The organism is Occallatibacter sp. (assembly GCF_049582745.1).
Taxonomy (GTDB): Bacteria; Acidobacteriota; Terriglobia; order Terriglobales; family Acidobacteriaceae; genus Telmatobacter.
The window spans coordinates 1-24,619 of the sequence record NZ_JBAUUO010000171.1 but is presented as its reverse complement, the minus strand read 5'-3'; the positions used below and the strand labels follow the sequence as shown (position 1 = coordinate 24,619).

Below are 24,619 nucleotides of genomic sequence, written 5' to 3'. Positions count from 1 at the left end.
CAGAATCCTAGGCAGCTAAAGCCGATCCCGCGTGAACCGAAGCCACCGCAAGAACCGGTAAAGATGAATATTGCGATTCAATCATTGTTTCGTTGGAGCGGTTCAGTACAGCCGAGAGGCTCATCAGAACCTCCGAAGCACACGCAGGACATTGATTGGCGTTGTTCCCAATCGAATTACAATCCTGGCAAAGATACGCGCTAGTTAACGGGAAGTGCTGGAGCATCAGGTACGATGCAACATCGCCCGGTCGTCTTGTAGCGGTGGAAAGCATATGTCACCTGGTGTTCTGGGGATTTGCGGGGTCCAACTTCACCTCGCATGTACTGGTAGAAGGATGCCCCAGTTGGGGCGAAGATGCTCCACCCTTCAGTGATTGCAGAATCACGAAAGTGGAATTTTCAGGGTTACTACCACAGTCGCAAGAGTTACTTATGGCCATGAGACCTTCGTGTTTCACGATGCCCCGAAGGTACTCGTCGGTTCTTGCAAACCAAACCAGCCAGCGAGTTTACAAATCAATTTATTGTTCGGCCATCTGTGACGTAATGACACACAGCAACCCCGGCGGGAAGGTTACCCGCCGGGAACGCCGCACTGTACGGTTCCCTACTTAGTAAACGGCTTCTGCTGATCGTCGAACTCGTGTTCGCGCTCGGCGCCCTTGTGCGCCAGTTTATCGGCTTCCCGTTCCGCCCTTTCCTTCTCGGTGGGCACTGGATTGATACGTTTGTCCATCGGCGTCGACTGCGGACGGTCAGGGATATTCATATTCGTTTCATTTGCCATGGCTTCACACTCCAGGCAACTTCGATGCGCCGTCCACTTCACACGGATGCACGCCGATGCTGACCCAAGCGCATTCACACTAGCCGGTTTGTCGCCGCCACCCGCCCGTACCACAGCCCCGAATCCTTAACCGTGCGCTTCTGATCGCGATAGTCCACGTAAATCAGGCCGTAGCGCTCCGTGTGGCCGTTCGCCCACTCAAAGTTGTCGATCAGGCTCCATGCGTGAAATGAACGGACGCGGGCTCCGTCGGCAATCGCTCGAGCCAGTTCGGCCAGCTCCTGGCGAAACCATTCGATGCGGCGCGTGTCGGGCACGCGGCCATTCTCTTTTTCGTAAGGCGCGTCGAGATAGCCGCATCCGCTCTCAGTGATTTCGATCATGGGATTGTTGTACTCGCGCGAGATCTGCGTCACCAGGTCGTACATGCCGCGAGGCCACACTTCCAGTCCAGACTCGGTGAGCGGGCCTTCCGTTGGCATCTCCGCCCGAAAGCGTGTGTACGGATCGCGCCCGGTTGCAGGGTCGGCCTCAATCTCGGTGCCGCTGAAACCTCCGCCGCTAAACGCCTGCACGTGGCTCGCGTCGGAAACGATGCGTCGCGTGTAGTAATGGAAGCCGACCCAATCCAGCGGCGCGTGCATAATCTCCTCGTCCCCAGGCTTGACCCCCATCCGGTCAAACGGAGGCTCTCCCACAAACGCCTTGGGATAGCTGCCCTTCATCGCAGCTTCCAGGAAGAACACGTTGTTCATCGCGTGATAGCGAGCCGCGGCTGCGCGATCCGCGTCTGAACCCGTCTTGGGATACGCCGGGCACATCCCGTAAGCACTGCCCACTGTAGCTTTCGAAGACGCCGCTTTGATGGATCGAAGTGCCTGCGCCTGTGCAAGCGTCAGCGTGTGCGCTGCTTTGAGAAAGTCGTCGAAGTTGGTGCGGCAAGGCGCAAGCGCGCCTACGCCATACCCCATGTAAGCAACCGTCCATGGCATATTGAACGGCGCCCAGATGGTAATGCGATCTCCAAGATGCTTGGCGAGGATGCCCGCGTAGTCGGCGAAATATCCGGCCAGGTCGCGGTTGGGCCAGCCGCCCTTATCTTCCAACGCTTGCGGCAGGTCCCAATGATAGATGGTGCAAAACGGCCGCAGCCCTCTCTCCAGCATGGTGTCGACGAAGCGGCTGTAGTGATCGACGCCTTTCATATTCGGCGCACCGGTTCCGGAGGGCTGGATTCGCGGCCACGAGATGGAGAAGCGATAGCTCTTCTGGTTGAGCCTTTTCGCCAGGTCCATGTCCTGCGGATAGAGATGGTATTGATCGCAGGCGACATCGGCGGTTGTTCCGCCTTTTACCTTGCCTGGCGTGTGTGTAAATCGATCCCAGATCGACTCGCCCTTGTCGTCTTCTTTCCATGCGCCCTCAACCTGGAAGGCAGCAGTAGCCGTGCCCCACAGGAAGCCATCCGGAAAGCGCGCACGTTCAGTCTCCGCCTGCGGCACCACGCCCGGAACCTGCGCCGGCTCAACCATCTCGCCCCTTGGCCCAGAGCCCGCAGCGTGAAGACCTCGACCCGACAGAACTGCTCCGCCCGCGGCAGCCAATGAACTACCCAGAAATCGACGGCGATCCATCACAATCCCCTCCAGTCCGCACACGGTACCATCCGCCGACGTCCATAGTCAAACGTTTGACTAGGGTACGCGACCGGATCTCCCTCTCCTCTCCAAGGAGAATGTCATTCCGAGCGAAGTCGAGGAATCTGCAGTTGTCTTTCTAATCCTTCGTATCGAAAAAGTGCCAACTTCCGAGAAGGCGGTTTAATCACCAACAACAAAACTGCTAGTCATGTTGAGCGCACCCTGAGTGCAGCGAAGGGGTAGTCGAAACATCGGTGGTTGTTCCTGGCAAGCCTTCCAGCCACAAAAAATGCTAACTTCCGAGTTCTGCATGGGTCTGCGACCCACCTATATGAATGAAACTCATCTGGAGTCGATGAGTTTCGACGGAGTTGACGGTCAATCGCCCATAACCCCTCAATGAGAGCATTGCCATTCTTCAACCGCTCGGCTGAGCTCGGATCGAACCGAAGAATCTCTATCACTCAACGGCATCGCAAGATCGAGACAGGATCCAGTCCACAGCGCTGCCGAGCGACTCTGCCACGAAAGGCCCGTAAGGCGTTGCACGCTCTACTACCGCAGGATTCTCGGCCCATCCTGTGCGGACCAAGCAGCCCTGACCGCCGAACTGACGAGCTGCGCGGACGTCCTCCATCGAATCTCCGATTACGAAGGAGCGTTGAAGATCAATTCCATGGTCCTTGGCGGCCTGTTCATACAAGAAAGTAGAAGGCTTCTTGCACTGGCATGGTTCCCGAAAACGGTGCGGGCACACATAAGGCCCAAGAATCTCGGCACCACAATTTCTAAGATCGCGGGCGAAATCTTTGAACCACTGTTGGAAATCTTCCAGCGAGAAGACGCCCTTGTTAATCCCGCTCTGAATGGTGACAACCGGACACAATAAACCCGCTTGCGAAAGTCGAGCAATCGCTTGCCCCACATTATCAATCAGCGTTAGCTCGCTCAGACTCTGCGGCTTAATGGGCAATACCAAAGTGCCGTTCAGGTCTAGAAAAACTGCACGTCTTCTCATTCGTAACAAGCCGTGACTCGATTTTTCGAAGCAAGACAGCCCGACTCGACAATCACATTTCGTTGTCTTTCAACGCCAACACTGCCGTTGAAGTTATGAGGGTCAATTCGTCTGAAGTGTTGAGCTGCGCATTCGGCTTCTTTTCGTTGTTCCGAGTGTATCGTGGCCAACTCGTGCCTTTGCCAAACCTCCGTTCACCGGCCCGCGCGCACCCCTCCGAACCACCGCCACGATCCCCACTTCTGTCAACCCCCGCATCCCAAATTATTTTCCAACCCCCATACCTTTCAGCAGCTTCCAGCCACCCCCGTTTTGCAGGTAATTTCCCCCTCCCGGCGCACAATGAAATTGCAATCGAATCCTCTCGCTCGAGGAGCAACCGAATGTATCCCGCCGTCGCGTCTGTGACTCCCTGCCCCCTGATCCCTGTCCCCCAGTACCTCCGCTCCTTCCCCTAAGCCATTTGCTGACTGATATTTGCGGCCAACTCCCTGCATAGGAAATATTTGCGGGCCACAGCCCAACCTAAACCGCTGAAAACACTCCCTCCAGGTTCCAAATACCGGGTGGGGGGATACAGGAGAAAACCATGTTCCATGAATGCCGGCACATCAAGACCGACGGATTGCGCTGCCACGCTGCGGCCCTTCGCGGCAAACCCTGGTGCTATTTCCACGACAGACTCCATCGCATGCACAGAGCGAATCTCCCCGATAGCCAGAAGTTCCAGCTGCCGCCCATCGAAGATTCGTCTTCCGTCCTCATCGCCATCGGCCAGGTCATCCGGTCTCTTAATTCCCCATACATGGATTCACGTCGCGCCGGTCTCTTCCTCTACGGGCTGCAGATCGCCGCACAACTCACAAATCGCGCCAAGACCGCCAAACCCTCCGAATCCGTACGTACCCTCTACAACCTCGCGGGCGCTCCCGTCGACCCCTCTTCCACCGCATTCGACGATGACGCCGAATTGCTTGCTCCCGACAAAACCGTCTGCGAGCCTCCACACGACTGCCCCAACTGCCCCCGCCAGGAAACCTGCGACAACTACCAGGAACCCGACGACGATGACGAGGAGGATTCCGAAGACGAGCAGGACGAAGATGCGCTTGAACTCGACGAAGATGATCCCGATCCCGACGACGACGAGGACGACGACGACGAATCAGACGATGATGACGACGAATCAGGAGATGATGACACGGACGATATGGAAGACGATGACTGACAACGATGAAGAGAAATCTTTCTTGTGAAACGGTCGCAAAAACGAATGAGTCCCGCCGAAAATCTGCCACTTCGCACTGACTCAGCTCTTGTTCCGTCTAATCCTCAGCCGTCCCGTTAAACTGATCCTTGAGGTTCTTGTGCGTCGATTCGTTTTCGTTTGCGCTCTCTTTTGCTCGCCCTTTGTTTTCGTCCCATCCCATGCACAGGAGCATCCACAGCCCGCACCGGATGCTCCGCAGGCCGCCGATCAGGCTTTGCCGTCCGAGCTCGCCGATGCCGAAGCCTCCATCGCGAAATCCGACTGGAAAACCGCCGCTGCCAAACTTGACGCCTACCTCGCCTCCCACTCCACCGACGCGCGCGCTCTCTTCGACGCCGGATATGTCGCCGACCACCAGGACCATCTCGACGAGGCTGCGGGCTTCTATCGCCGTGCCATTGGAGCCAACCCGAATTCCTTCGAAGCCCATCTCGCGATCGGCCTCTTGCTCGCGCGCCAAGGCAACAAGTCCGAAGCCCATACTGAATTGCTTGCCGCCACTACGCTCGATCCCGGCGAAGCCGGTCCCGCCCTGAAAGCTCGTGCCTGGCGCGCCCTCGCTCGTCTCGACAGTCCCAGCCCCGACGGCGAAGGAAACCCTGAGCTGGCCTCCAGCGAATTACTCGAAGCCCTCAAGATCACTCCCGAAACTGCGAGCGACACGCTGTTGGCCGCCGATCTCGCAGAGGCTTCAGGCCAGCACGATGCAGCCGAGGCTGCCTACCGTCGCGTGCTCGCCGGTGATCCAAAATCCGTCGCGGCCAACTCCGGCCTTGCCCACGTTCTCATCGAAAGCAAACACTACCCCGAAGCGGAAAAACTTGTCCGGACCGCGCTCGAGCAAAGACCCGACGATCCCGCTCTGAACGCGCAACTCGCCACTGTGCTCGCCGCGCAGAACGATGCCGATGCCCTTCCGCTCCTACAGAAACTCCACACGGCGCACCCCCAGGACCCAGCAATAATGCGGATGCTTGCTGACGTTCTCGCCCAGGCCGGAGAGTTCGACGCTTCGAATAAGCTTTACCTCAGCCTGTTGACCAAGTCTCCCGACGATGTCGACCTGCTCGTCGCCCACGGCCAGAATTTGATTCGTCAACAGCACTTCGCTGAAGCCATGGCTTCCTTCGACAAAGCCAGCAAACTCGACTCCGCCAACCCCGATGCATGGAGTGGAATTGCCTTCGCCGCGTCCAAACTTCATCAGCCCGCCGTCGCCGTCCACGCCCTCACCATGCGCTCAAGATATCTTCCTGAAGTGCCTGCAACCTACTTTCTTTGGGCCACATCCTATGACTCATTGAACGATCGGAACGCGGCAATTACCTACTATCACCACTTCCTGGATTCGTCCGGCGGCAAATTCCCAGATCAGGAATGGCAGGCGCGCCAAAGGCTCCAGGTGCTTGAAAGAAAATAGGGTCCCCTTAAACAGAAAGACAATGCTGTGACATCTTTTTGATCGCTTCGAATTAAAGTTACTGACGAGACGGTCTTTTCACTTGCACGTTCTCTTAAAATGTCCCTATAGTCGCTTAACTGCATTGGGAAGTGTCGGCATTATTCTTTTGAAGTAGAAGCAACGAAAGCTTTTGGGCTATTCTCTCTAAGAAAAACCGGCGAGTGTGCATTACAGCACAGCACGGGACCTTTAGGTTTTGCTTTAATTCCGCTCCAGCGGAGGTTCCTTATGCGGTCTCAAGGTTGGTCGACCATCCTCCTGGCATTCGCAGCTATCTCCATCCCTGCCTGCGCATCTTCCCCCGACGACAAAATTATCGACCAGGATACGATTACCGCCCTCGAAGCCCGGATTCCTCAGGCCCAGCCGCGCGAACAATGCTTTCTCTATGCCGAACTCATTCACGACATGACTGAATTCAGCGTTAAGCAATACGCCGCCGGTGACGTCGACAAGGCAAATTCTCTCCTCAAGCAGATCCAGACGCTGACCCACAAAATGCACCTCAGTATCGCGGATAAGGATAAGCGCCTCAAAAACGCCCAGATCCTGCTGCGTCACACCGCCTTCCGGCTCACCGAGATGCTCCACAGCAGCAGTTATGAAGATCGTCCTCTTGTCCAGGCCACTCTCGCCCAGGTGAACAAGGCCCAGGACGAAACTATGCTCGAAGTCTTCCGCAAATAAGTCGGCCTCGCCTCATTTAATTTCGCACGACGTCTGAGCCTTTCCGCAGCGCGCAGCTTCTCGCCTCTTGCTCATTTGTGATTCAATGAGATGCAGGTGCATTCGCCTATGCGTCCCCGCTTCTGCCCGTCCGTCCATATAGCCCTTCTCTCCGCAGCCATACTCACTCCGACGTTCGGCCTCGCACAAAAACAGCAGCACGACGTGCTGACCGACGCCCAGGTCGAAAAAATCCGCGAAGCCGGAATCGACCCCAACGAGCGCATCAAGCTCTACACCGAATACCTCAACGACCACGTCAATACTGTCAAAAGCCTTACCAATCGCCGTACATCCGATGCACGCGCCCAACATCTTGACCGCGAATTGCAGGATGTCGCTGACCTGATGGACGAACTCGGCTCCAACCTGGACGAGTACTCCGACCGGCACGCCGATATGCGTGGAGCGCTCAAAATCCTCGCCGACGAATCGCAACACTGGCTCATCTCACTTAAAGCGCTCGCCGGCGAGGAGCCCTTCGATCTCTCCCGCAAAGAAGCCATCGAAGCCGGCGAAGATCTGACCGACCAGGCCCAGCGTCTCCTGCGCGAACAGACCGACTACTTCGCCCTCCACAAAGACGAAAAGGGCCAGGAACGCGCCGAACCCAAACCCCAATAAGCAGTTTCGAGTTAGTGTTCGCAGTCCCGATGTCCCTCTGTCCCTATGTCCCTATGTCCCTCTTGTCCCTATGTCGCTTGTTCTCTTGGTCCCTGCCTCTAATGTGCTACCTTCGATTTTGGTGGCTGCTGATCTTATCCCTATCTTTCAGGAGGAATATCGTGCCTTGCGTCCGCGAGCGCCGATGCCTCCCTTCGCCGTTCGCTTTCGCCGCTTCACCTCGCTGAACACCACCATCCGTCTGCGCGAAGGCAAGATCTTCGTCAGCCTCTCCGACCTCATCGAAGGTGCTCCTGAGAGCGTCATCCGCGCTATCGCCCACATTCTGCTCGCCAAGCTCTACAAGAAAACCATCGACCCATCGCACAACGTTCGGTTCAAGCGCTTCACCACCAGCGCCGCCGTCGCTCGCCAGACAGAACTCATCCGTCACGCCCGCGGCAGCAAGCGCTACTCCGGCCCGCAGGGCCACTTCTACAACCTCGAAGAAGTCTTCGACTCCCTCAACACCCGCTTCTTCGGCGGACTCCTCGGCCGTCCCGAACTCACCTGGAGCGAAGGCATGGCCAAGCGCTCGCTCGGTCACTACGACGCCGCCCACAACACCATCGTCGTCAGTCGCGTCTTCGATCGCCCCTCAAGCCCGCGCTACGCCATCGAATACCTGCTCTACCACGAGATGCTCCACCTCAAGCATCCCGTCAAGATGCGTGGCCTCCGCCGTTGCGTCCACTCCCGCGAATTCAAAGCCGACGAAGCCCTCTTCCCCCAACTCCACCAGGCCCTCGCATTCCTCAAACGCCTCTAGGCAGACCCAAGCGTTATCATTCTCCCCGGCATCTTCAAGCCCATTTCCGGGAGCCCCAATGACCGCGCCATCCTTCGACTCCGCAATCACCCGTCGCAAATTCATCCAGTCCGCCGCCGCTGCCGCCGCCATCTCCGCCAGCCCATTTGCCCGCGCCCGCCGCGTCCCGGCGCACGAGCGCATCACCATCGGCGTCATCGGATGGGGCATGATGGGTCCCGCCAATACCAAGTCCTTCCTCGGCTTTGACGATTGCCAGGTTGTCGCCGCCTGCGACATCGAGAAGAACCACCTCCAGCAAGCCGTCGACACCGTCAACGCCAAATATGGCAACAAGGACTGCGCCGCCATCCACGACTACCACGAGATCATCGCGCGCGACGACATCGACGCCATCATGATCGCCATTCCCGATCACTGGCACGCCATCGTCGCCACTGAAGCCGCTGCGCGCAAGAAAGACATCTACGGCGAAAAGCCTCTCGCTCGGACCATCGCCGAACAGCAGGCCATCGTCCGCGCCGTCCACCAGAACAACATCATCTGGCAGACCGGTTCCTGGCAGCGCTCCGTACCGCCATTCCACAAAGCTGCGGAAATCGTTCGCAACGGCCTCATCGGCAACGTCACCCACGTCGAAGTCGGCCTCCCCGGCGCGCCGCACGACTTCCCCAACACCGTTCCCGGTTTCCTCAAGCGACTCTCCACGGTCTCTGACAAGATCAAGGATCCCTCTCAGGTCGTTCCCGGCACGCCGGCATGGGATCTCGCCGTCACTCAACCTCCGCCCGATCTCGATTACGACACCTGGATCGGCCCCTCCAAAATGGAGCCCTACATCGACGCCCGCGTCTATCAGAATTGGCGCTGGAACTACAACACTGGCGGCGGCCAGCTTCTCGACTGGATCGGCCACCACGGCGACATCGCTCACTGGGGACTCGGCTTCGACCTCACCGGCCCCTCAGAGGTTCAGGGCTTCGGCGAATTCCCGCCCGCCAACGCCGTCTGGAACGTCGCGCAGAAATACACCGTCGAGTGCACCTATCGCAAAGAAGTCACCGGCTATCCCAATGACGTGTCGTTTGCAATCAGCGGTGGCTCTCCCGCCATCAGCATGGGCACCAAGTGGATCGGTACTGACGGATGGGTCTGGGTCGATCGCAGCGGCTTCGACGCCTCCAATCCCGATTGGGTCAAGATGGATCGCCTTCCCGAAGCGCAGCGCAAGATCCCGCTCTACGAATCCTCAGAGCATCGCCGCAACTTCCTCGACAGCGCCAAGTCGCGCAAGCCCACCATCACGCCCGTCGACGTTGCCCATCACTCGCTGATTCCCGGCCATCTGGGACTCATCTCCATGCTCGTCGGCCGTAAACTCCACTGGGATGTAAAGCAGGAGAAGATTCTCAACGACCCCGAAGCCACCGCCCTCATGACCCGCGAATACCGCGCCCCCTACAAGCTCGCTTAGAGTAGGGCGCAAGGCCTAGCGAACACTGTATCCAGCGATCCGCCGATAATGCCGGACTCAGCAAAGCCATCTTCATGATTGATCCGGTAGTTCACGCGAAGGGCGGCAGGTTGTCGGAAAGTCCTCTTCACGTCCTCCTGGAGATCGAACCAAACATCGAGAACTTTCGTGGCCTTCGGCGTCACCCTCAAATGATACGTTTCGGTTCGTTTGTTTTGGTATGTTATTCGACCTGCAATCAACTCGACCGATGTAACCGTAACCGGTGCACCGGACGGGTTGGTGATCTCGACTTCCGGCGCATACCACGTCGCTCCGGTGAAGGAATGGCTAGTCTTGATGTGAATGGATAAGCTGGCTCCGCTTGATGCATGAGGCGATGGGCTTTGACGGATCATCATTCCCGGATCGCATGCAGTTGTCAGAACGAGCATCGCCGTCAAAAGAGCGCATGCTATCCTCTTCACCCACATCTCCTCCGCTCGGTGCAGCCTCACCGGATTCGGCAATTCTTCAAATGCTGCCGATGCGCGGCGCTGCGGATTTCATAGGCACAATCCGCTACTGATCCGCTACATCCCATTTTCGCTGAAAACCTCACTTCAATATCAACTTACACAGATCAAATCCTACCCACCCCAAGCCCGATTATTGCCACGTTAGATTCCCGAGCGAGACTCTTTCCGAGAATCCGTGTCTGTAGAGAAGAATAAAACTCAGGCTTTCCCTGACGCCCGTAGAGTCAGATCGAAATGAGCTCGAAATAGGCAAAGGATCCCGATTCTCACCGATAAGAGGCGCTGTGACGTTCATGCAAGGATGAGAGAATCTCAACAATTCCAGGCACCTTGCGTGTCGGCTCTCTGCCAGAAAACAACGCCTGTTCAATGCCAGGTCAACTCCTGTGTCAATCAAACCGCCGACACGATCGTGCCGGATGGTTTAAGTACGATGTCTCGCTAAGCTGTTTCCTTCGAGGTTCCATGCGCCGAGCACGACAAAGAACGGAGACGACCATGACTGGTCCCACCGCACAGCGGGTGCTCGTCCTCGACGATGAGCGGGTGATTGCCAATACTTTGGCCCTCATTTTGAACCGCAGCGGCTATGAAGCACGCGCCGTCTATACCGCTGAAGCCGCAATCAAAACCGCCCGCGAGCTTCTGCCGGATTTCCTCATTAGCGATGTCATTATGGAGGGCATAACCGGCATCGACGCGGCCATCCGCATCACCGAAATCGTTCCCCAATGCCGCATCATCCTGTTTTCAGGTCAGGCAGCGACCGCCGACCTGCTCGAAAGCGCCGAAGCCAACGGCCACCGCTTTGAATTGCTCACCAAGCCCGTGCATCCCCGCGTCCTCCTCGACCGCCTCAAGGAGATCCAATAGACCCGTCGCGCACAAAGCGACCGATCCCATCGCGCTTCAACCCAAATTGTTCTCAGAAATTCCACCGGCCGCTCGACAATGCGTCGCCGGTTAAGCCGCCTTCGAGAGCCGCTCCCGCACTGCACCCGGATCGCGTGATGGCTGGCGCGATGCCCACCACACCAGGCCCGCTCCTACGACCGCAGACCCCAGGCTCGCCAACTGCGCGTTCGACAATCCCCAAATCACCTTGGGGTTGCGCCGGATAAACTCCACCAGGAACCGTGCAATGCCGCTAAGCACCAGGTACTCGCCGACAATCGCCCCCGTTCCGTGCTTTTTCCCGCCGCGCCACCACAGGTACCACCCAATCAACAGTCCCATCCCAAGCTCATACAGCGGCGTGGGATGCACCCTCACGCCCGGCGCCGTCGGCTCAATCCCATTAGGAAAGCTCATCCCCCAGGGCAGCTTCGTTTCAATTCCATAGCACCCATCGCCGGATAAGAAACATCCGATCCGTCCGATCCCGTACCCAATTGCCGCAGCAGGCGCCGCAAGGTCCAGCGTTCGTAAAGCGCCAATCTTCGCCCACCAGCCCTGAAACAGCAGCGCTGAAATCCCGAACACCAGCCCGCCAAACCACGCGAACCCCGCCGTATCCCATAGCACCCGCCATCCCATCTCGCGGAATTCGCTAGGTGTATCAATCACATGCCAAAGCTTCGCGCCCACAATCCCGGCCAGAACGGCAATCGCCACCATCCCCACCGCATCGGCGTCGATGCTCGCCCGCTTGAATCCGCGATCCATCACAAAAGCCGCCAAAACGGCCGCCAGCCACAACATCAGCCCAAAAGTGGGAATCTCAGGATGAAAGAAATGAAGGTTCAGATGGAGATAGGGAATCATTCTCTCCCAGTATAGACGGCCACCGGATTCAAATGGTTCTCAAACCTCCGGTCGAGCCTCTCGCCAGATTCGAACACATTTTTCACAGATCCTGATCCGGCCCTTGTCTCAACGCGCGATACTGTTTCCATGGCCACCATCACTTACCAGGGACTTGAGGTTCTCTATACGCGTCAACAGATTGCCAGCCGCGTCGCCGAGATGGGTGCGCAAATTACCCGCGACCTCAATGAAGAAAAACTGGTGATGGTCGGCGTCTTGAAAGGCGCAGCCATCTTCCTCTCCGACCTCGCCCGCTCCGTCAACGTCGACACCACCTTCGATTTCGTCGCCGTCTCCAGTTATGGCAAAGGTCAGCGCTCCTCCGGCGCCGTCAAACTCATCAAGGATCTCGATGAGCCCATCGAAGGCAAGCATGTCCTCATCGTCGAAGACATCCTCGACACCGGACTCACCCTCGCCTACCTCCGCAAAATATTTCTGCAGCAAAAGCCCAAGACCCTGCGCATCGCCGCTTTGCTCGACAAGCCCTCGCGCCGCATCGAGAAAATTGACGCCGATTATGTTGGCTTCTCCATACCAAACTTATTCGTCATCGGATATGGAATGGACTATGCCGAGCGTTATCGCAATCTGCCCGACATCTGCCTGATGGCTCCGGACCACCCCGAATAGCTGACTGGCGGTGGACAGACTCATTCGAATTCGAGTCTTGTAACAGGGCATGACTCGGGGTACCCTCTGGATCGCGTGCCGAAAAGAGGCAGGACAAGCGGTGGGCTATATAGCCCCTGGGTCTGTTTTGCGACTTCCTGATTAATATGATGTACGCACCAGTCCAAGCTCTCCAAGGAAACCAAACTCCATGACCAATGAGCGCGAAATTCTCCAAAACGCCTACCGCGATTTCAATGCCCGTAACATTGATGCGGTAATCTCGCGCATGCACCCCGATGTCGATTGGGCGAACGGAATGGAAGGCGGCCACGTCCATGGAAAGGATGATGTTCGTGCCTACTGGACGCGCCAATTCACCACGCTCAATCCCCATGTCGAACCAATTCGTATCGAACCCGATGAACATGGGAATTGGGTGGTTGAAGTGCATCAGGTTGTCCACGATACACAAGGCAACCTGCTGCTCGACACTACCGTCTACCATACGTACCAATTCCGCGACGGCCTGATTGCCCGCATGGATATCGAGCAATAGGAAGCGCACGCCGCAAAAACCAATGAGCCGGCCCGGTATGCCTTTCGTCATCCCCGCGTATCGTGTGCCATTGGCTCAATCGAACGCGAAGGGCTATACTCAACAACCGGAAACAACCCACCAAGCCGCCCATCCATAGAGCGGCGTAGGAATGAAGGAGCAAGAAAATGCCAGCAATCACCCCCATTCGGGACGAAGATCTTGAATTCGATCATGGAACATTCGATTCGGACGCATTCACCAAACAGGCCCTTTCCTCCTGGCAATCTCTTGCACAAGTCATTGACCACACCCTGCTGAAACCCGAAGCCACCCGCGAACAAGTCGAAAGCCTCTGCGACGAAGCCATCCGCTATCGTTTCGCCTGCGCCATGGTGAATCCCGTGTGGGTGCCCGCCGCCGTCGAGATCCTTTCCGGCACTGGCATCCCCGTCGGCGTCGTCATCGGATTTCCCTTCGGCGCATCCCTCGTCTCCACGCTCCGGCAAGAAGCCGCCGCTCTCGCCCGCCTTGGCGCCAAAGAACTCGACATGGTTATCCCCATCGGCCAGCTCAAGAGCGGCAACCACCACGCCGTGCAGCACACCGTCCATGCCGCCGCCACTGTCGCGCATCACAATGGCGCTCTCCTCAAGGTCATCCTCGAAACAGCGATGCTCACCGTAGAAGAAAAACTCCGTGGAGCAGAACTCGCCATCCAGGCCGGAGCCGACTTCATCAAGACCTCCACCGGCTTCGGCGGAGGCGGCGCCACCGCGGCCGACGTAGCCCTCATGCGCGGCGTTGCCGGCGGACGCTGCGGTGTCAAAGCCTCTGGCGGCATCCGCACTCTCGCCGACGTCAAAACCATGCTCGAAGCCGGCGCCAACCGCATCGGCGCATCCGCCTCCGTCACCATCGTCCGTGAACTGGGCGCCGAATAAATTCTGCCGCGCCATCCCAAGCAAAACGAAGGACCTGCTTGTCCTTCCGCCGCCATTCGTCGTAAGTCTCCCGATTCCCTATGTCCCTCTATCCCCATTTGCGTGAGCCCCTATGTCCCTATGTCCCTAGTCCCTGTCCCCATTCCCCGCTCTTGTATCATCGACTCCAGTCCCCCCATGCCCTCTACCCCGCCCATCACCCGCCCGGAACCCGAGTATGAAGGAGATTACCGCCCCGCCGACCCCGAAAACCCGCACGCTCACATCGATCCGCAAAACGCTCGCATTGAAACCACCGACCTCGCGTACCTGTCCCAGATGGCAGACACGCTTAATACCACGCTCGACCTCCAAACCCTTCTCAATCGAACCTCCGAGCTCGTGCGCTCCATCATCCCCTATCGCATCTTCGCCATCTTCCTCCTCAACGACCGCGCCAACGACTTGCGTATGCGCTTCCAGATCGGCCACACCCCTGAAGCGGCACGCTTGCGCTTCCCGCTGGGCAAAGGCGTCATTGGCCAGGTTGGCCTGACCCGTGAGCCCATCTTGCTCAATGACGTCACAAGCAACGAACACTACATTCCCGCCAGCCCCAACGTCCGCTCTGAACTCGCCATTCCTCTCATCGCCAAGAACCGCCTCATCGGCGTCCTCGATCTCGAGAGCGAACAACCCGACTTCTTCAAGCCAGAGCACCTCCATCTGCTCACCCTCACCGGTTCGCGCATCGCGCAGGCCATCGAGAACGCCCGCCTCTACACGCGCATCTCCCGTCAGGCCGAGACCCTCTCCGTCCTCAACGAAATCTCCACCGAACTCACCTCGATCCTCGATCTCGATCCGCTCCTCGCCAAGGTCGGCCAGCTCCTCCGCCGCCTCATCGACTACCAGATGTTCACCATCATGCTTCTCGATGAAAAAGGTGACACGCTGATCACGCGCTACTCCTGGCGCTTCGGCTACGCGCAGGCCCCCATGCGCCGCATCGCCGTCACCAGCGGACTCGTCGGCGCAGCCGTGCGCGAGTGGCGCCCCATCAACGTTCCCGACGTCCGCAAAGATCAGCGCTATCTCCCCATGAACCCCGAAACGCGCTCCGAACTCGTCGTGCCCCTCTTCTACAAAGAACGTGTCATCGGCGTCCTCGATCTTGAACACACGCGCACCGCCTTCTTCAATGAAGATCACGTACGCACTCTCACCACCATGGCCGCGCAGGTCGCCATCGCCATCGAGAACGCGCGTCTCTACCAAAGGGTCAAGCGCCAGGAGCAGCAACTCGAGCGCGATATCGCCATGGCCCGCGAAGTCCAGCTGCGCCTGTTGCCCACCACGCCGCCCGTCCACAAGCACGCCGAATTCGCCGTCAGCTTCCTCCCTGCCCGCACCATCGGCGGAGACCTCTACGACTTCCTCGAATACTCGCCCGATCAGACGGCCATCGTTCTCGGCGACGTCAGCGGCAAGGCCGCTCCTGCCGCCCTTTTCGCCGCACTCGTCAGCGGCATCATGCGTTCCGCCGCTCAGCAAAAGCTCGCGCCCGCCGCAATGCTTGCGCTACTCAACGACGCGCTTCAGGAACGCCGCCTCGATTCGCAATACGTCGTCATGCTTTTTGTTCTTTGGAATGACGAGAACCAGACGCTGCAAGTCGCTAACTCCGGCGCTGTGCAGCCCGTCTTCTGCCGCGGCGGCGAGTCCATCACCGTCAAAGCCGAAGGCTTTCCCCTTGGCATGTTCCCCCATGCCACCTACGAGGAATTCAACGTCGCTACACAACCGGGCGACGCCATCGTCTTCGTCTCCGATGGAATCCTCGACGCTGAAAACGAAAAAGGCGAAATGTACGGCGAAGAACGTCTCGCCACACTGCTCTGCGGCAGCCGCGATCTCCCCGCCCAGCACATCGCCTCCGCCATCCTCTCTGACGTCACCCAATTCCAAGGCGCCCAGGACCGCTTTGACGACGAAACCATCATCGTCCTCCGCGTACGATAGGCCTTATCCTGTGTCCTTGTATCCCTATGTCCCTTCGTTCCAATGTCCCTTCGTCCCTTCCCTTCTTAGTAAACTAAGAACGACCCCAACCGCCCCGGAGATCCATTGTCTACGACCACGCATGAACGCATCATCCGCCCCGCGCGCAACATCCTCGGCACTCTCCGTCTCCCCGGCGACAAATCCATCAGTCATCGCTACGCCATGCTTGGCGCATTCGCAGAAGGCACGTCGCGCTTCTCCAACTTCTCCACCGGCGCCGACTGCGCATCCACGCTCTCCTGCATGCAGGCCCTCGGCGCAAGAGTCCGCAACCTCGAAGACGGCCGCATCGAAATCGACGGCGTCGGCGGCCGCGTCACTCCCGCCAATCTCCCGCTCGATTGCGGAAACTCCGGCTCCACGATGCGCATGATCTCCGGCCTTCTTGCGCCGCAGCAAGGCAGCTTCACCCTCATCGGCGACGCATCGCTAACGAGCCGTCCCATGGACCGTATCCGTAAGCCTCTTGCCGAAATGGGTGCGCACCTCACCCTCACCGACGGCCACGCGCCGATCACCATCGAAGGCGCCCCACTCCACCCCATCGACTTCACCACACCCGTCCCTAGCGCCCAGGTCAAAACCTGCATCTTGCTCGCCGGCCTTCAAACCACCGGCGCCACCACCATCCACGAAGCACTGCGAACCCGCGATCATAGCGAACTCGCCCTCCGCGCCTTCGGGGCCAGCCTCGCCCGCTCCATCGACTCCATCAACATCACCGGCCCGCAGACCCTTCACGCCATCGACGCTTCAGTCCCCGGCGACATCTCCTCCGCTGCATTTTTCCTCTGCGCCGCGTCGCTCTTCCCCAACTCCGGCCTCATCCTCGACGGCATCGGTCTCAACCCCACCCGCGCCGCGCTTCTCGACGTCCTCACCACCCTCGGCGCGCGCATCGCCGTCCTTCAAATCGAGGAATCTCACGCCGAGCTCGTCGGCACCGTCCAGATCACAACCGACCCCGAAGGCCTCCGCTCCACTGAAATCAGCGGTGCCCTCGCCGCCCAACTTATCGATGAACTCCCCGTCCTCGCCGCCATCGGTCCCTACACCAGCGGCGGCATCCGCATCCGCGACGCCAGAGAACTCCGCGTCAAGGAATCCGATCGCATCGCCCTTGTCGCCCGTAATCTCCGCGCGATGGGCGCCGAAGTCGAAGAATTCGAAGATGGTCTCGATGTCCCCGGCGGCCAGCAACTCCATGGCGCCGTCATCGACTCCGGCGGAGACCACCGCATCGCCATGGCCTTCAGCATCGCCGCTCTCCGCGCCGAAGGCGAAACCCTGATCCAGGGCGCCGAATCCGCTGCCATCAGCTTCCCCGAATTCTTCGACCTCCTCGATCTAGTCGCCGAACGCTAGCAAATCGGGCCTTCCCGAACGGAAGATCGAGTCTTCCCGGACGGAGCAGGGGTCTTCAGACCCCTGAATAAGCGCTCGTAAATTACGAGGGCTTCAGCCCTGAGGATTTTCCCAAACAAAAAGGCCCGGCTTCACGCCGGGCCTCTCTCGCACAAATAATCTACCTGCTCGATGGCGGAGGCGTTGGCTGCGCCGGCATCGGCGTTGTCGTCGGCTGCGGCATCGTACTCGCCGGCTGCACACCCTGTATCGCCGGCGCCGTATTCACCGTTCCCTTCGCCGCATCCTGCAGGTTGATGCCGTAGTGTTGCAGCGTCGTCGCCAGAATCTGGTACAGTCCCGCACGGTCCTTTGCAAATGCCGCGTTCGCGGCAATCAAATTGTTCTCCGCGGTTGCGAGATTGCGCTCCTGCAATAGCACATCGGCTGTCGTCGAAGCACCAAGATGCAGCTTCTTCTGCGCCGCATCCAGGCTCTGCTGCGCATAGTCCCGCGCCGCCAGCGACGACTGCACTTCCGCGCGATCGTTCGTCAACGCAAACTGCGCGTTCACCACTTGCATCCGGATCTGCGTGTAGAGCTGAGCTAGCCGCAGCTCCGCCTGGCGATACTCCATCAGCGATCGTGCCTGCTGCGCCTGCGCCGAACGGTTCCGGATAGGAATCGTCATGCTGAACCCGAGGCCCTTATCCGGCGCCGTGCTGTTAAACAGATTCGTAAGCACCGTCCCATATCCACTCGATGGAATCGTGCCCGGCGGGTTGGGTTCCCCCGTTTGGAAGTTCGTCCAGTTCGGGCTCTGCGATCCACCCAGTGCGCTCGATCCATAGTAACCGTAGACATCCAGCGCCGGCAGCAACTGGTTCCGCGCACCTTTCAGCGTAATTTCATCGTTGCGCAGCGTCAGTGCAGCCTGTTCCAGCTCAGGCCGGTTCTTGAACGCTGTCTGCACCAGTTCTTCTACCGGCTGGCTCTCTTCCTCAATCGTGTCGAGACCGATGCGATCCGTCGGAATCACCGGGGCCGTCGCAAGCGCCGGATCGTTCAGGTTGCGCGCAATCGCCTGCTTGATGACCTGCTGCTGATAGTTCAGCACATTCTCTGAATTGATCAGCGCCTGTTTGTCCGTTGCCACCGTCGAGTCGGCCTGCACCACGTCCAGCGGCGCCATGGTGCCGATCTCCAGTTGCTTGTGCGTGTCCGACGAGAGCTTCGTGCTCTGATCCAGAGCGCGCTGCCTCGCCTGTACATCTTCGTACGCGCCCACCAGCCCCCAGTAAATGCTCTCCACCTGGTTCACCGTGTAAAGGATCTGTTCCCGGAACGACGAGTCTGCGATGCGCCGGTCGTTCATCGCCTGGTACATGAACCGCTTGTTGATCCAGATCCCCGCCCCTTGTAGCAGGTGCTGCGTCACCGTAGCCTTGAAAACCGAACTTAATTCCGGGCTATACGACGTGAAAGGGTTGTCGGTGGTGATCCGGTCGTTTGTGATTGTTGCCTGCAGCGCCGTGCCGGTAACAAAACCCTGGTTGTAGCCGAACTGATAAAGGTCCGTGTTCGTCGTCAGCGAAGTCTTGCCGCCAGAAAACAGCGTGTTGGACTGCGGCTGCCGCGCGCGCTGAAAATCAATCGTTCCCGTGACGTTTGGATCAAGAAGTTCCGGCGCTGGTCCTGCGCCGCCCGTTGTCAGCGACAATCCTTGCGTGCCCGATCCCGCGCCGCCCGACCCGCCCGTCGTTCCGCCAGGTCCACCACCCGTCGTCAACACTGAAGCCGATCCGCCCAGCGTGCCGCTCACCACTCCCGAGGACACACCCAGCGGCGAAAATCCCGCCTTGGTCCGCAAAATATCCGTATCTGCAATGTCCAGGTCGTAGCGCGCAATCGCGATGTCGTAGTTATTCTCGATCGCCAGCGCAATCGCATCCGACAAGCTCAGATAAATCTTCTCATCCTTCACCAGGTTGTCGAGCCGTACCGAATTCGCAAAACTCGCCTTCCCGATCGATGTCGGCCGGTACATATTGATCGGATTGCCCAATAGCGGCCCAAACGGCTTCGAGAAATTGCGGCCGCTTGGCCGCAAATCCAGCGGCATTGTCAAAACCGGCGCTGGAGCCGCGGGCAACTGCGATGCCTGCTTCTCCGGCTGCTTCGCGCCCGCTCCGCTCACCCCACCCGTTTGCTGTTGCCCAAATCCCGGCGGAACTCCCGCGGTCAATGCCAGCATCACCGCTGCAATGGCCCTCAATCGCTGCGTTCCATTCCGCTTCACTTGCCTGCCGGCTGCTGCTTGATCCTCAAACACACGAATACCGAACAATTGCATGTTTCCTCTCCACGAGTCGCTGAGGCATGTGGGGTGCCGTTCTACATGACGTCCAGAGAGCCCCTCCGGACGCAAATTTGTGCTCTTGCGCGGTGCTTTCCGTTCCCTTGCTTCACTTGACCGTATGGTCATCAAGCATTACGCGCTACGCAGGCCGTTCGTTCCATTGATTCCAGACCGCCCGCGCGCACTCTGACACGAAAAGCTGAGTATATCCCACTCGCTGTCCCTGACCGGATCGTCGCTTTTGGTCAATTATCCTGTTGATTGCCCTGTTATCTACACTGGTACCCGTGACTCAAGCTTTCCAGGCCGCGTCGCAACAAAGCCGCGCGTGGAGATTGACCCTCGCCTACGACGGCACCGACTTCCGCGGCTGGCAAATCCAGCCCGGCGAACACACTATCCAGGGCGAGTTGCAGTCCGCCCTCGGCCGCGTCGTCGGCGAATCCCCCCTGCCCCAGGGTTCAGGCCGCACCGACGCCGGCGTACACGCGCTCGCCCAGGTCGCCAGCTTCCAACTTCAAGCGCGCATCCCGCCTCCCAATCTTCTCCGCGCCCTCAACCGCACCCTGCCGGGATCAATCCGCATTCTCGACGCCCAGATCGTTCCCGACACCTTCCACGCCCGCCACTCCGCCGTCGCCAAAACCTACGAGTACCGCGTTCTTCCCATCGAGCCCGCCTGTCCTCAGATCTGCCCACCCTTTCTTGCGCGCTATGTCTACCCCTACTCCTGGCGCTTGAATCTCGCTGACCTCAATGCCGCCGCTTCAGCCTTGGTCGGCGAACACGACTTTCGCAGCTTCGCCGCCACCGATCCCGATCTTGCAACCCGCTCGCAAGACTACGCCGAAGAGAGCGCCTTTCAAACCCTGCCCAAGGGTCCCCAGCGACAGGTCTTTCTCGATGGGGTTGAAGCCCGCACCGCCATCCGCACCATCTACTCCTCCGCGTGGCACCAACAAATCACCGACGGCTTCAACCTGCTCATCTATCGCGTGCGCGGCAACGGATTCCTTCACCACATGGTGCGCAATCTCGTCGGAACCATGCTCGACGTCGCCCGCGGCTACAGGCAACTCCACGACATTCCCGCAGTTCTCTTGGCGCATGATCGCGCTCTCGCCGGTCCAACCGCGCCTGCGCGCGGCCTCTTGCTCCACTCTGTCGAATACAACGAGACAAATCTTCTTTCTCACGCTCCATGAACTTAGGTCACAAAGTCCTCGCCGTCCCTCCTGCTACTCTGAAGGCAAATGGCAATCTTCTCGCGCAGCACGGCTTTCACACGCGTAACGGCAATCGCCGCCCAGCGCGCCGTACATTCTGCGTTCACCTGGATGCACAACAATCCCAAAACCCTCATCGATCGCCAGGCCGAACTCGTTGCCATCCCCGCGCCTCCCTTCGGAGAAGAAGCGCGATCCAAATGGCTCGCCGCACGCTTTGCCGAAATCGGTCTCACCAACGTCCAAGTTGACGCCGTCTGCAACGTCATCGGATTCATCCCCGCCGCCCATCTTCCAGCCGACAGCACCGGACCCGTCGTCGTCCTCTCCGCGCATCTCGACACCGTCTTTCCCGCCGCCACGCCGCTTTGTCCCAGGCTCACCCGCGACGATGGGGCCAGTCGCCTCACCGCTCCCGGTGCATGCGACAATGCCGCAGGCGTCATCGGCATGCTCGCTCTTGCGCAAGCCATCATCCACTCCAAGGTCAAACTCGCCGTCCCCCTCGTCATTCTTGGAAATGTTGGCGAAGAGGGCGAAGGCGATCTGCGCGGTATCCGTCATTTCTACGAGCAGCGCGCCCTTGCCGGCCGCATCGCAGCCCACATCGTGCTCGATGGTGCGGGCGCCGACTCCGCCGTCATGCAGGCCCTTGGCAGCCTGCGCTTCCAGGTCACGATTTCAGGTCCCGGCGGCCACAGCTTCACCGATTCCGGTACGCCCAATCCCATCGCTGCAATGGCGGATGCCCTCGCGACTGTCGCGCGCACGCCGCTGCCTGAGAAACCCAGCACCACTCTTAACCTCGGCACCATCTCCGGCGGCACCAGCGTCAACTCCATCCCCGAGAGCGCCACAGCATCCATCGACTTCCGTTCCACCAGTCCCGACGAACTTCTTCGTCTCGAAGTCGCTCTCCACCGCGCCGTTGAGGATGCCGTCGATCAAACCAACGCTGCTGCAAAACATCTAAACGTCCGTAGTCGCGGCCCGCTTACATTCACCATCAAAAAAATCGGCGACCGCCCCGCTGCGCAACTCGCCGTTGACTCTCCCATTCTTGAAGTTCTGCGCGCCGTCGATCGCCATCTCGGAATTCGAACCGATCCGCGCCTCGGTTCCACCGACGCCAATATCCCTATCTCCCTCGGCATTCCCTCTCTCTCCATCGGCGCGGGCGGCGATGGCGGCGGCGCCCACACTCTCTCCGAGTGGTACAGCGACAAAGACCGTGAAACCGGCCTGCGGCGCATCCTCCTCCTCACCGTTGCCATGACGGAATGGGCCGCTGAGCAATAACAATTCGGCTTCCGGTGTCTCTGCTACACCGCGGTGCCCCAGGTCTGGATTTTCAGACGTGGGAGAGCACAAACCCACTCCAAAAAAATCTGCTGTCCTGCGGTCTGGCGATCTACTCCACCACCAATTTGCAGTCTGTTAAACTGCGCCCATGCGCACATTCCCATCCCTCGTTGCCACGGCTCTCGCCGCCTCAATGTTGTGCTCAGCCCAGACCGCACCCACCCCGGGCCACCCGTCGAAACGCGCCAAATCCTCGCGTTCCCCCAAAACCAAACCGATCGCCGGAACCCCCGACGTCATCTATTTCGACGGCGTCATTTACACGGGTGTTGGATTTGCCGAAGACAAGCCGCAAACCGTCGAAGCCATGGCCATTGGTGGCGGCAAGGTCCTCGCCATCGGCACCACCGAAGAGATCACCCGCCTCGCTGGACCCAAGACCGTCCTCAACGATCTGGATTCCGCCAACACCAGCACCTTCATCTTTCCCGGCTTCAACGATGCCCACACGCACCTCGGCAGCGCTGGACGCACCAAGCTCAACGTCGACCTCACCGGCGTCAAATCCCTCTCCGAAATGCTCGCGAAGATCCAGTCTGCCGCAGCCGCTGCGCCCCCAGGCCACTGGCTCACTGGCGGCAATTGGGATCACACGCTCTGGAAACAAAAGGCTCTCCCCACGCGCCAGGACCTCGACAAAGTCACGGGCGGCCACCCCACCTTCCTCGATCGCATCGATGGCCACATCGCCATCGCCAACTCCGCCGCCTTGGCCGCCGCCGGCATCACCGGCAAGACGAAGCCGCCCCAAGGCGGAGCCATCGACCTCGACGCCAGTGGCGAACCCACCGGCATTGTCCGCGAATCCGCAAAGAGCCTCGTCTACAAAGTCATCCCACCGCCCTCACCTGAAGAGCGCCGCAGAGGCGATGAACTCGCCATCTCTGATGCGCTCAAGCACGGCGTCACTAGCGTGCAGGACTTTAGCGACTGGCAGGATTTCCTCGTCTTCGAGCAAATGGAGAAGGAAGGCAAGCTTCATCTGCGCATCAGCGAGTGGCTCCCCTTCAAAGACTCCCTCGACGAATTGAAAGCCCACCGCGCGCATCACGACGCCAACGATCCCCTGCTCCACACCGGCATGCTCAAAGGCTTCATGGATGGCTCGCTCGGCTCCCGCACCGCCGCGATGAAAGCCCCTTACGCCGACGACCCCGGTAACACCGGTCTCCCCCAATACACGCAGGGCCAGCTCAACAAGATGGCCGTCGAACGCGCCGCTGCGGGCTTCCAGCTAGGCTTCCACGCCATCGGCGACAAGGCCACATCGATGGCCCTCGACGCCTACTCACAGCCCGGCATCTCCACCACTGCACGCAATCGCATCGAGCACGCCCAGGTCGTCGATCCCGCCGATATCCCGCGCATCAAGAAACTCGGCGTCATCGCCAGCATGCAGCCCAACCATCTGCTCACCGACATGAACTGGGCCGTCGATCGCCTCGGTCCCAAGCGCGCTGCCTACTCTTACGCGTGGAAAGCCTTCCTCGACGCCGGCGTCCCTCTCGCCTTCGGCACCGACTATCCCGTCGAGCCCATCACGCCTTTTCGCGGACTCCACGCTGCCGTCACCCGCATGAACGAAGCCGGAACCAAATCCTACTACCCTGAAAACAAGCTCACCCGCGGCCAGGCTCTCTACGCCTATACACAAGGCTCGGCCTACGCCCAATTCGCCGAGAAGCACAAAGGCAAACTCGTCCCCGGCTACGACGCCGACTTCATCCTCGTCGACCGCGATCTCTACAAAGTCGGTGCGCCCGCGCTTCTTTTCACGCAGGTCCTCCAGACCTTCGTCGCCGGCCAGGACGCCCTCGCAACCTCAGACCAATAGAATTCAGTTCGCCGGCAAATCTGGGTGCCCCAAGTCTCGATTCTGAGACCTGGGAGCAATGCATCGATACGACCCACAGTCTTTCGCACCTCAGGGTGTCATCCTTGTATCTCTGAATAGGCGGCAGTTTCATTGAGACTGTTGCAGTGGGGGAGCCGAGTTATCGGCTCCCCCGCGGGCGGACGGCTCCCGTTCATCCTGCGGTCTTGACGACCGGCGTTC

21 protein-coding genes are annotated in these 24,619 nt (G+C 59.3%); 15 read left to right on the top strand and 6 right to left on the bottom strand.

Going from position 1 to position 24,619, the window contains the following annotated elements:
- Window positions 1-609 precede the first annotated feature (609 nt).
- The 3 genes from WCA10_RS24255 to WCA10_RS24245 all read right to left on the bottom strand — a co-directional run bounded on the left by WCA10_RS24255 (window position 610) and on the right by WCA10_RS24245 (window position 3,447).
- Window positions 610-789, bottom strand: a complete 180-nt coding sequence (locus tag WCA10_RS24255; RefSeq protein ID WP_472825125.1) for a hypothetical protein — start codon at window positions 787-789, stop codon at window positions 610-612.
- Between the two features lie 74 nt (window positions 790-863).
- Window positions 864-2,423, bottom strand: coding sequence for a glycoside hydrolase family 1 protein (locus tag WCA10_RS24250; protein WP_472825124.1), 1,560 nt, complete (start codon window positions 2,421-2,423; stop codon window positions 864-866).
- A 466-nt stretch (window positions 2,424-2,889) separates the two neighbouring features.
- Entirely contained in the window at window positions 2,890-3,447 is a 558-nt protein-coding gene (locus WCA10_RS24245; RefSeq protein WP_472825123.1) for a D-glycero-alpha-D-manno-heptose-1,7-bisphosphate 7-phosphatase, read from the bottom strand.
- Window positions 3,448-4,036: 589 nt separating this feature from the next.
- Here WCA10_RS24245 and WCA10_RS24240 point away from each other — a divergent pair.
- From WCA10_RS24240 to WCA10_RS24215, 6 genes are all read left to right on the top strand, one after another.
- Entirely contained in the window at window positions 4,037-4,675 is a 639-nt protein-coding gene (locus WCA10_RS24240) for a hypothetical protein (RefSeq protein WP_472825122.1), read from the top strand.
- A 139-nt stretch (window positions 4,676-4,814) separates the two neighbouring features.
- Window positions 4,815-6,137 carry a tetratricopeptide repeat protein gene (locus WCA10_RS24235; protein WP_472825121.1) on the top strand — a complete coding sequence of 441 codons (1,323 nt, stop codon included), beginning with the start codon at window positions 4,815-4,817 and terminating at the stop codon, window positions 6,135-6,137.
- Between the two features lie 270 nt (window positions 6,138-6,407).
- On the top strand, window positions 6,408-6,866 hold the full coding sequence (locus tag WCA10_RS24230) for a hypothetical protein (RefSeq protein ID WP_472825120.1): 459 nt from the start codon (window positions 6,408-6,410) through the stop codon (window positions 6,864-6,866).
- Between the two features lie 108 nt (window positions 6,867-6,974).
- On the top strand, window positions 6,975-7,529 hold the full coding sequence (locus tag WCA10_RS24225; RefSeq protein ID WP_472825119.1) for a hypothetical protein: 555 nt from the start codon (window positions 6,975-6,977) through the stop codon (window positions 7,527-7,529).
- 184 nt (window positions 7,530-7,713) lie between these two features.
- Window positions 7,714-8,337: a SprT-like domain-containing protein gene (locus WCA10_RS24220; protein WP_472825118.1), complete on the top strand. Its 624-nt coding sequence runs from the start codon at window positions 7,714-7,716 to the stop codon at window positions 8,335-8,337.
- Between the two features lie 58 nt (window positions 8,338-8,395).
- Window positions 8,396-9,811 carry a Gfo/Idh/MocA family protein gene (locus tag WCA10_RS24215; RefSeq protein WP_472825117.1) on the top strand — a complete coding sequence of 472 codons (1,416 nt, stop codon included), beginning with the start codon at window positions 8,396-8,398 and terminating at the stop codon, window positions 9,809-9,811.
- On the opposite strand, the gene WCA10_RS24210 is transcribed toward WCA10_RS24215, so the two are convergent.
- Window positions 9,808-10,254: a hypothetical protein gene (locus WCA10_RS24210; RefSeq protein WP_472825116.1), complete on the bottom strand. Its 447-nt coding sequence runs from the start codon at window positions 10,252-10,254 to the stop codon at window positions 9,808-9,810. The two genes, WCA10_RS24215 and WCA10_RS24210, sit on opposite strands and share 4 nt — an antisense overlap.
- 573 nt (window positions 10,255-10,827) lie before the next feature.
- Between WCA10_RS24210 and WCA10_RS24205 the strand changes: the two genes are divergently transcribed.
- On the top strand, window positions 10,828-11,202 hold the full coding sequence (locus tag WCA10_RS24205) for a response regulator (RefSeq protein WP_472825115.1): 375 nt from the start codon (window positions 10,828-10,830) through the stop codon (window positions 11,200-11,202).
- Window positions 11,203-11,292: 90 nt separating this feature from the next.
- Here WCA10_RS24205 and WCA10_RS24200 read toward each other — a convergent pair whose 3' ends face one another.
- Window positions 11,293-12,093, bottom strand: a complete 801-nt coding sequence (locus WCA10_RS24200; protein WP_472825114.1) for a prolipoprotein diacylglyceryl transferase — start codon at window positions 12,091-12,093, stop codon at window positions 11,293-11,295.
- 129 nt (window positions 12,094-12,222) lie between these two features.
- Between WCA10_RS24200 and hpt the strand changes: the two genes are divergently transcribed.
- The 5 genes from hpt (at window position 12,223) to aroA (ending at window position 17,637) form a co-directional block, all read left to right on the top strand.
- Entirely contained in the window at window positions 12,223-12,768 is a 546-nt protein-coding gene (gene hpt, locus WCA10_RS24195) for a hypoxanthine phosphoribosyltransferase (RefSeq protein ID WP_472825113.1), read from the top strand.
- Window positions 12,769-12,958: 190 nt separating this feature from the next.
- Complete coding sequence (locus tag WCA10_RS24190; RefSeq protein ID WP_472825112.1) at window positions 12,959-13,306, top strand: nuclear transport factor 2 family protein; 348 nt, start codon at window positions 12,959-12,961, stop codon at window positions 13,304-13,306.
- A 167-nt stretch (window positions 13,307-13,473) separates the two neighbouring features.
- Window positions 13,474-14,229: a deoxyribose-phosphate aldolase gene (gene deoC, locus WCA10_RS24185; protein WP_472825111.1), complete on the top strand. Its 756-nt coding sequence runs from the start codon at window positions 13,474-13,476 to the stop codon at window positions 14,227-14,229.
- Window positions 14,230-14,406: 177 nt separating this feature from the next.
- On the top strand, window positions 14,407-16,230 hold the full coding sequence (locus tag WCA10_RS24180; RefSeq protein ID WP_472825110.1) for a SpoIIE family protein phosphatase: 1,824 nt from the start codon (window positions 14,407-14,409) through the stop codon (window positions 16,228-16,230).
- A gap of 105 nt (window positions 16,231-16,335) precedes the next feature.
- Window positions 16,336-17,637 (top strand): 3-phosphoshikimate 1-carboxyvinyltransferase, encoded by a 1,302-nt coding sequence (gene aroA, locus WCA10_RS24175; RefSeq protein ID WP_472825109.1) that lies wholly within the window; start codon window positions 16,336-16,338, stop codon window positions 17,635-17,637.
- A 160-nt stretch (window positions 17,638-17,797) separates the two neighbouring features.
- Here aroA and WCA10_RS24170 read toward each other — a convergent pair whose 3' ends face one another.
- Window positions 17,798-19,969, bottom strand: a complete 2,172-nt coding sequence (locus WCA10_RS24170) for a TolC family protein (protein ID WP_472825108.1) — start codon at window positions 19,967-19,969, stop codon at window positions 17,798-17,800.
- Window positions 19,970-20,262: 293 nt separating this feature from the next.
- On the opposite strand from WCA10_RS24170, the gene WCA10_RS24165 reads away from it, so the two are divergent.
- The 3 genes from WCA10_RS24165 (at window position 20,263) to WCA10_RS24155 (ending at window position 24,397) form a co-directional block, all read left to right on the top strand.
- Complete coding sequence (locus tag WCA10_RS24165) at window positions 20,263-21,180, top strand: tRNA pseudouridine synthase A (protein WP_472825107.1); 918 nt, start codon at window positions 20,263-20,265, stop codon at window positions 21,178-21,180.
- A 48-nt stretch (window positions 21,181-21,228) separates the two neighbouring features.
- The gene (locus WCA10_RS24160) at window positions 21,229-22,500 is read left to right on the top strand and encodes a M20/M25/M40 family metallo-hydrolase (protein ID WP_472825106.1); all 1,272 of its coding nucleotides are present in this window, start codon (window positions 21,229-21,231) and stop codon (window positions 22,498-22,500) included.
- A 151-nt stretch (window positions 22,501-22,651) separates the two neighbouring features.
- Window positions 22,652-24,397, top strand: coding sequence for an amidohydrolase (locus tag WCA10_RS24155; RefSeq protein WP_472825105.1), 1,746 nt, complete (start codon window positions 22,652-22,654; stop codon window positions 24,395-24,397).
- Window positions 24,398-24,619 lie beyond the last annotated feature (222 nt).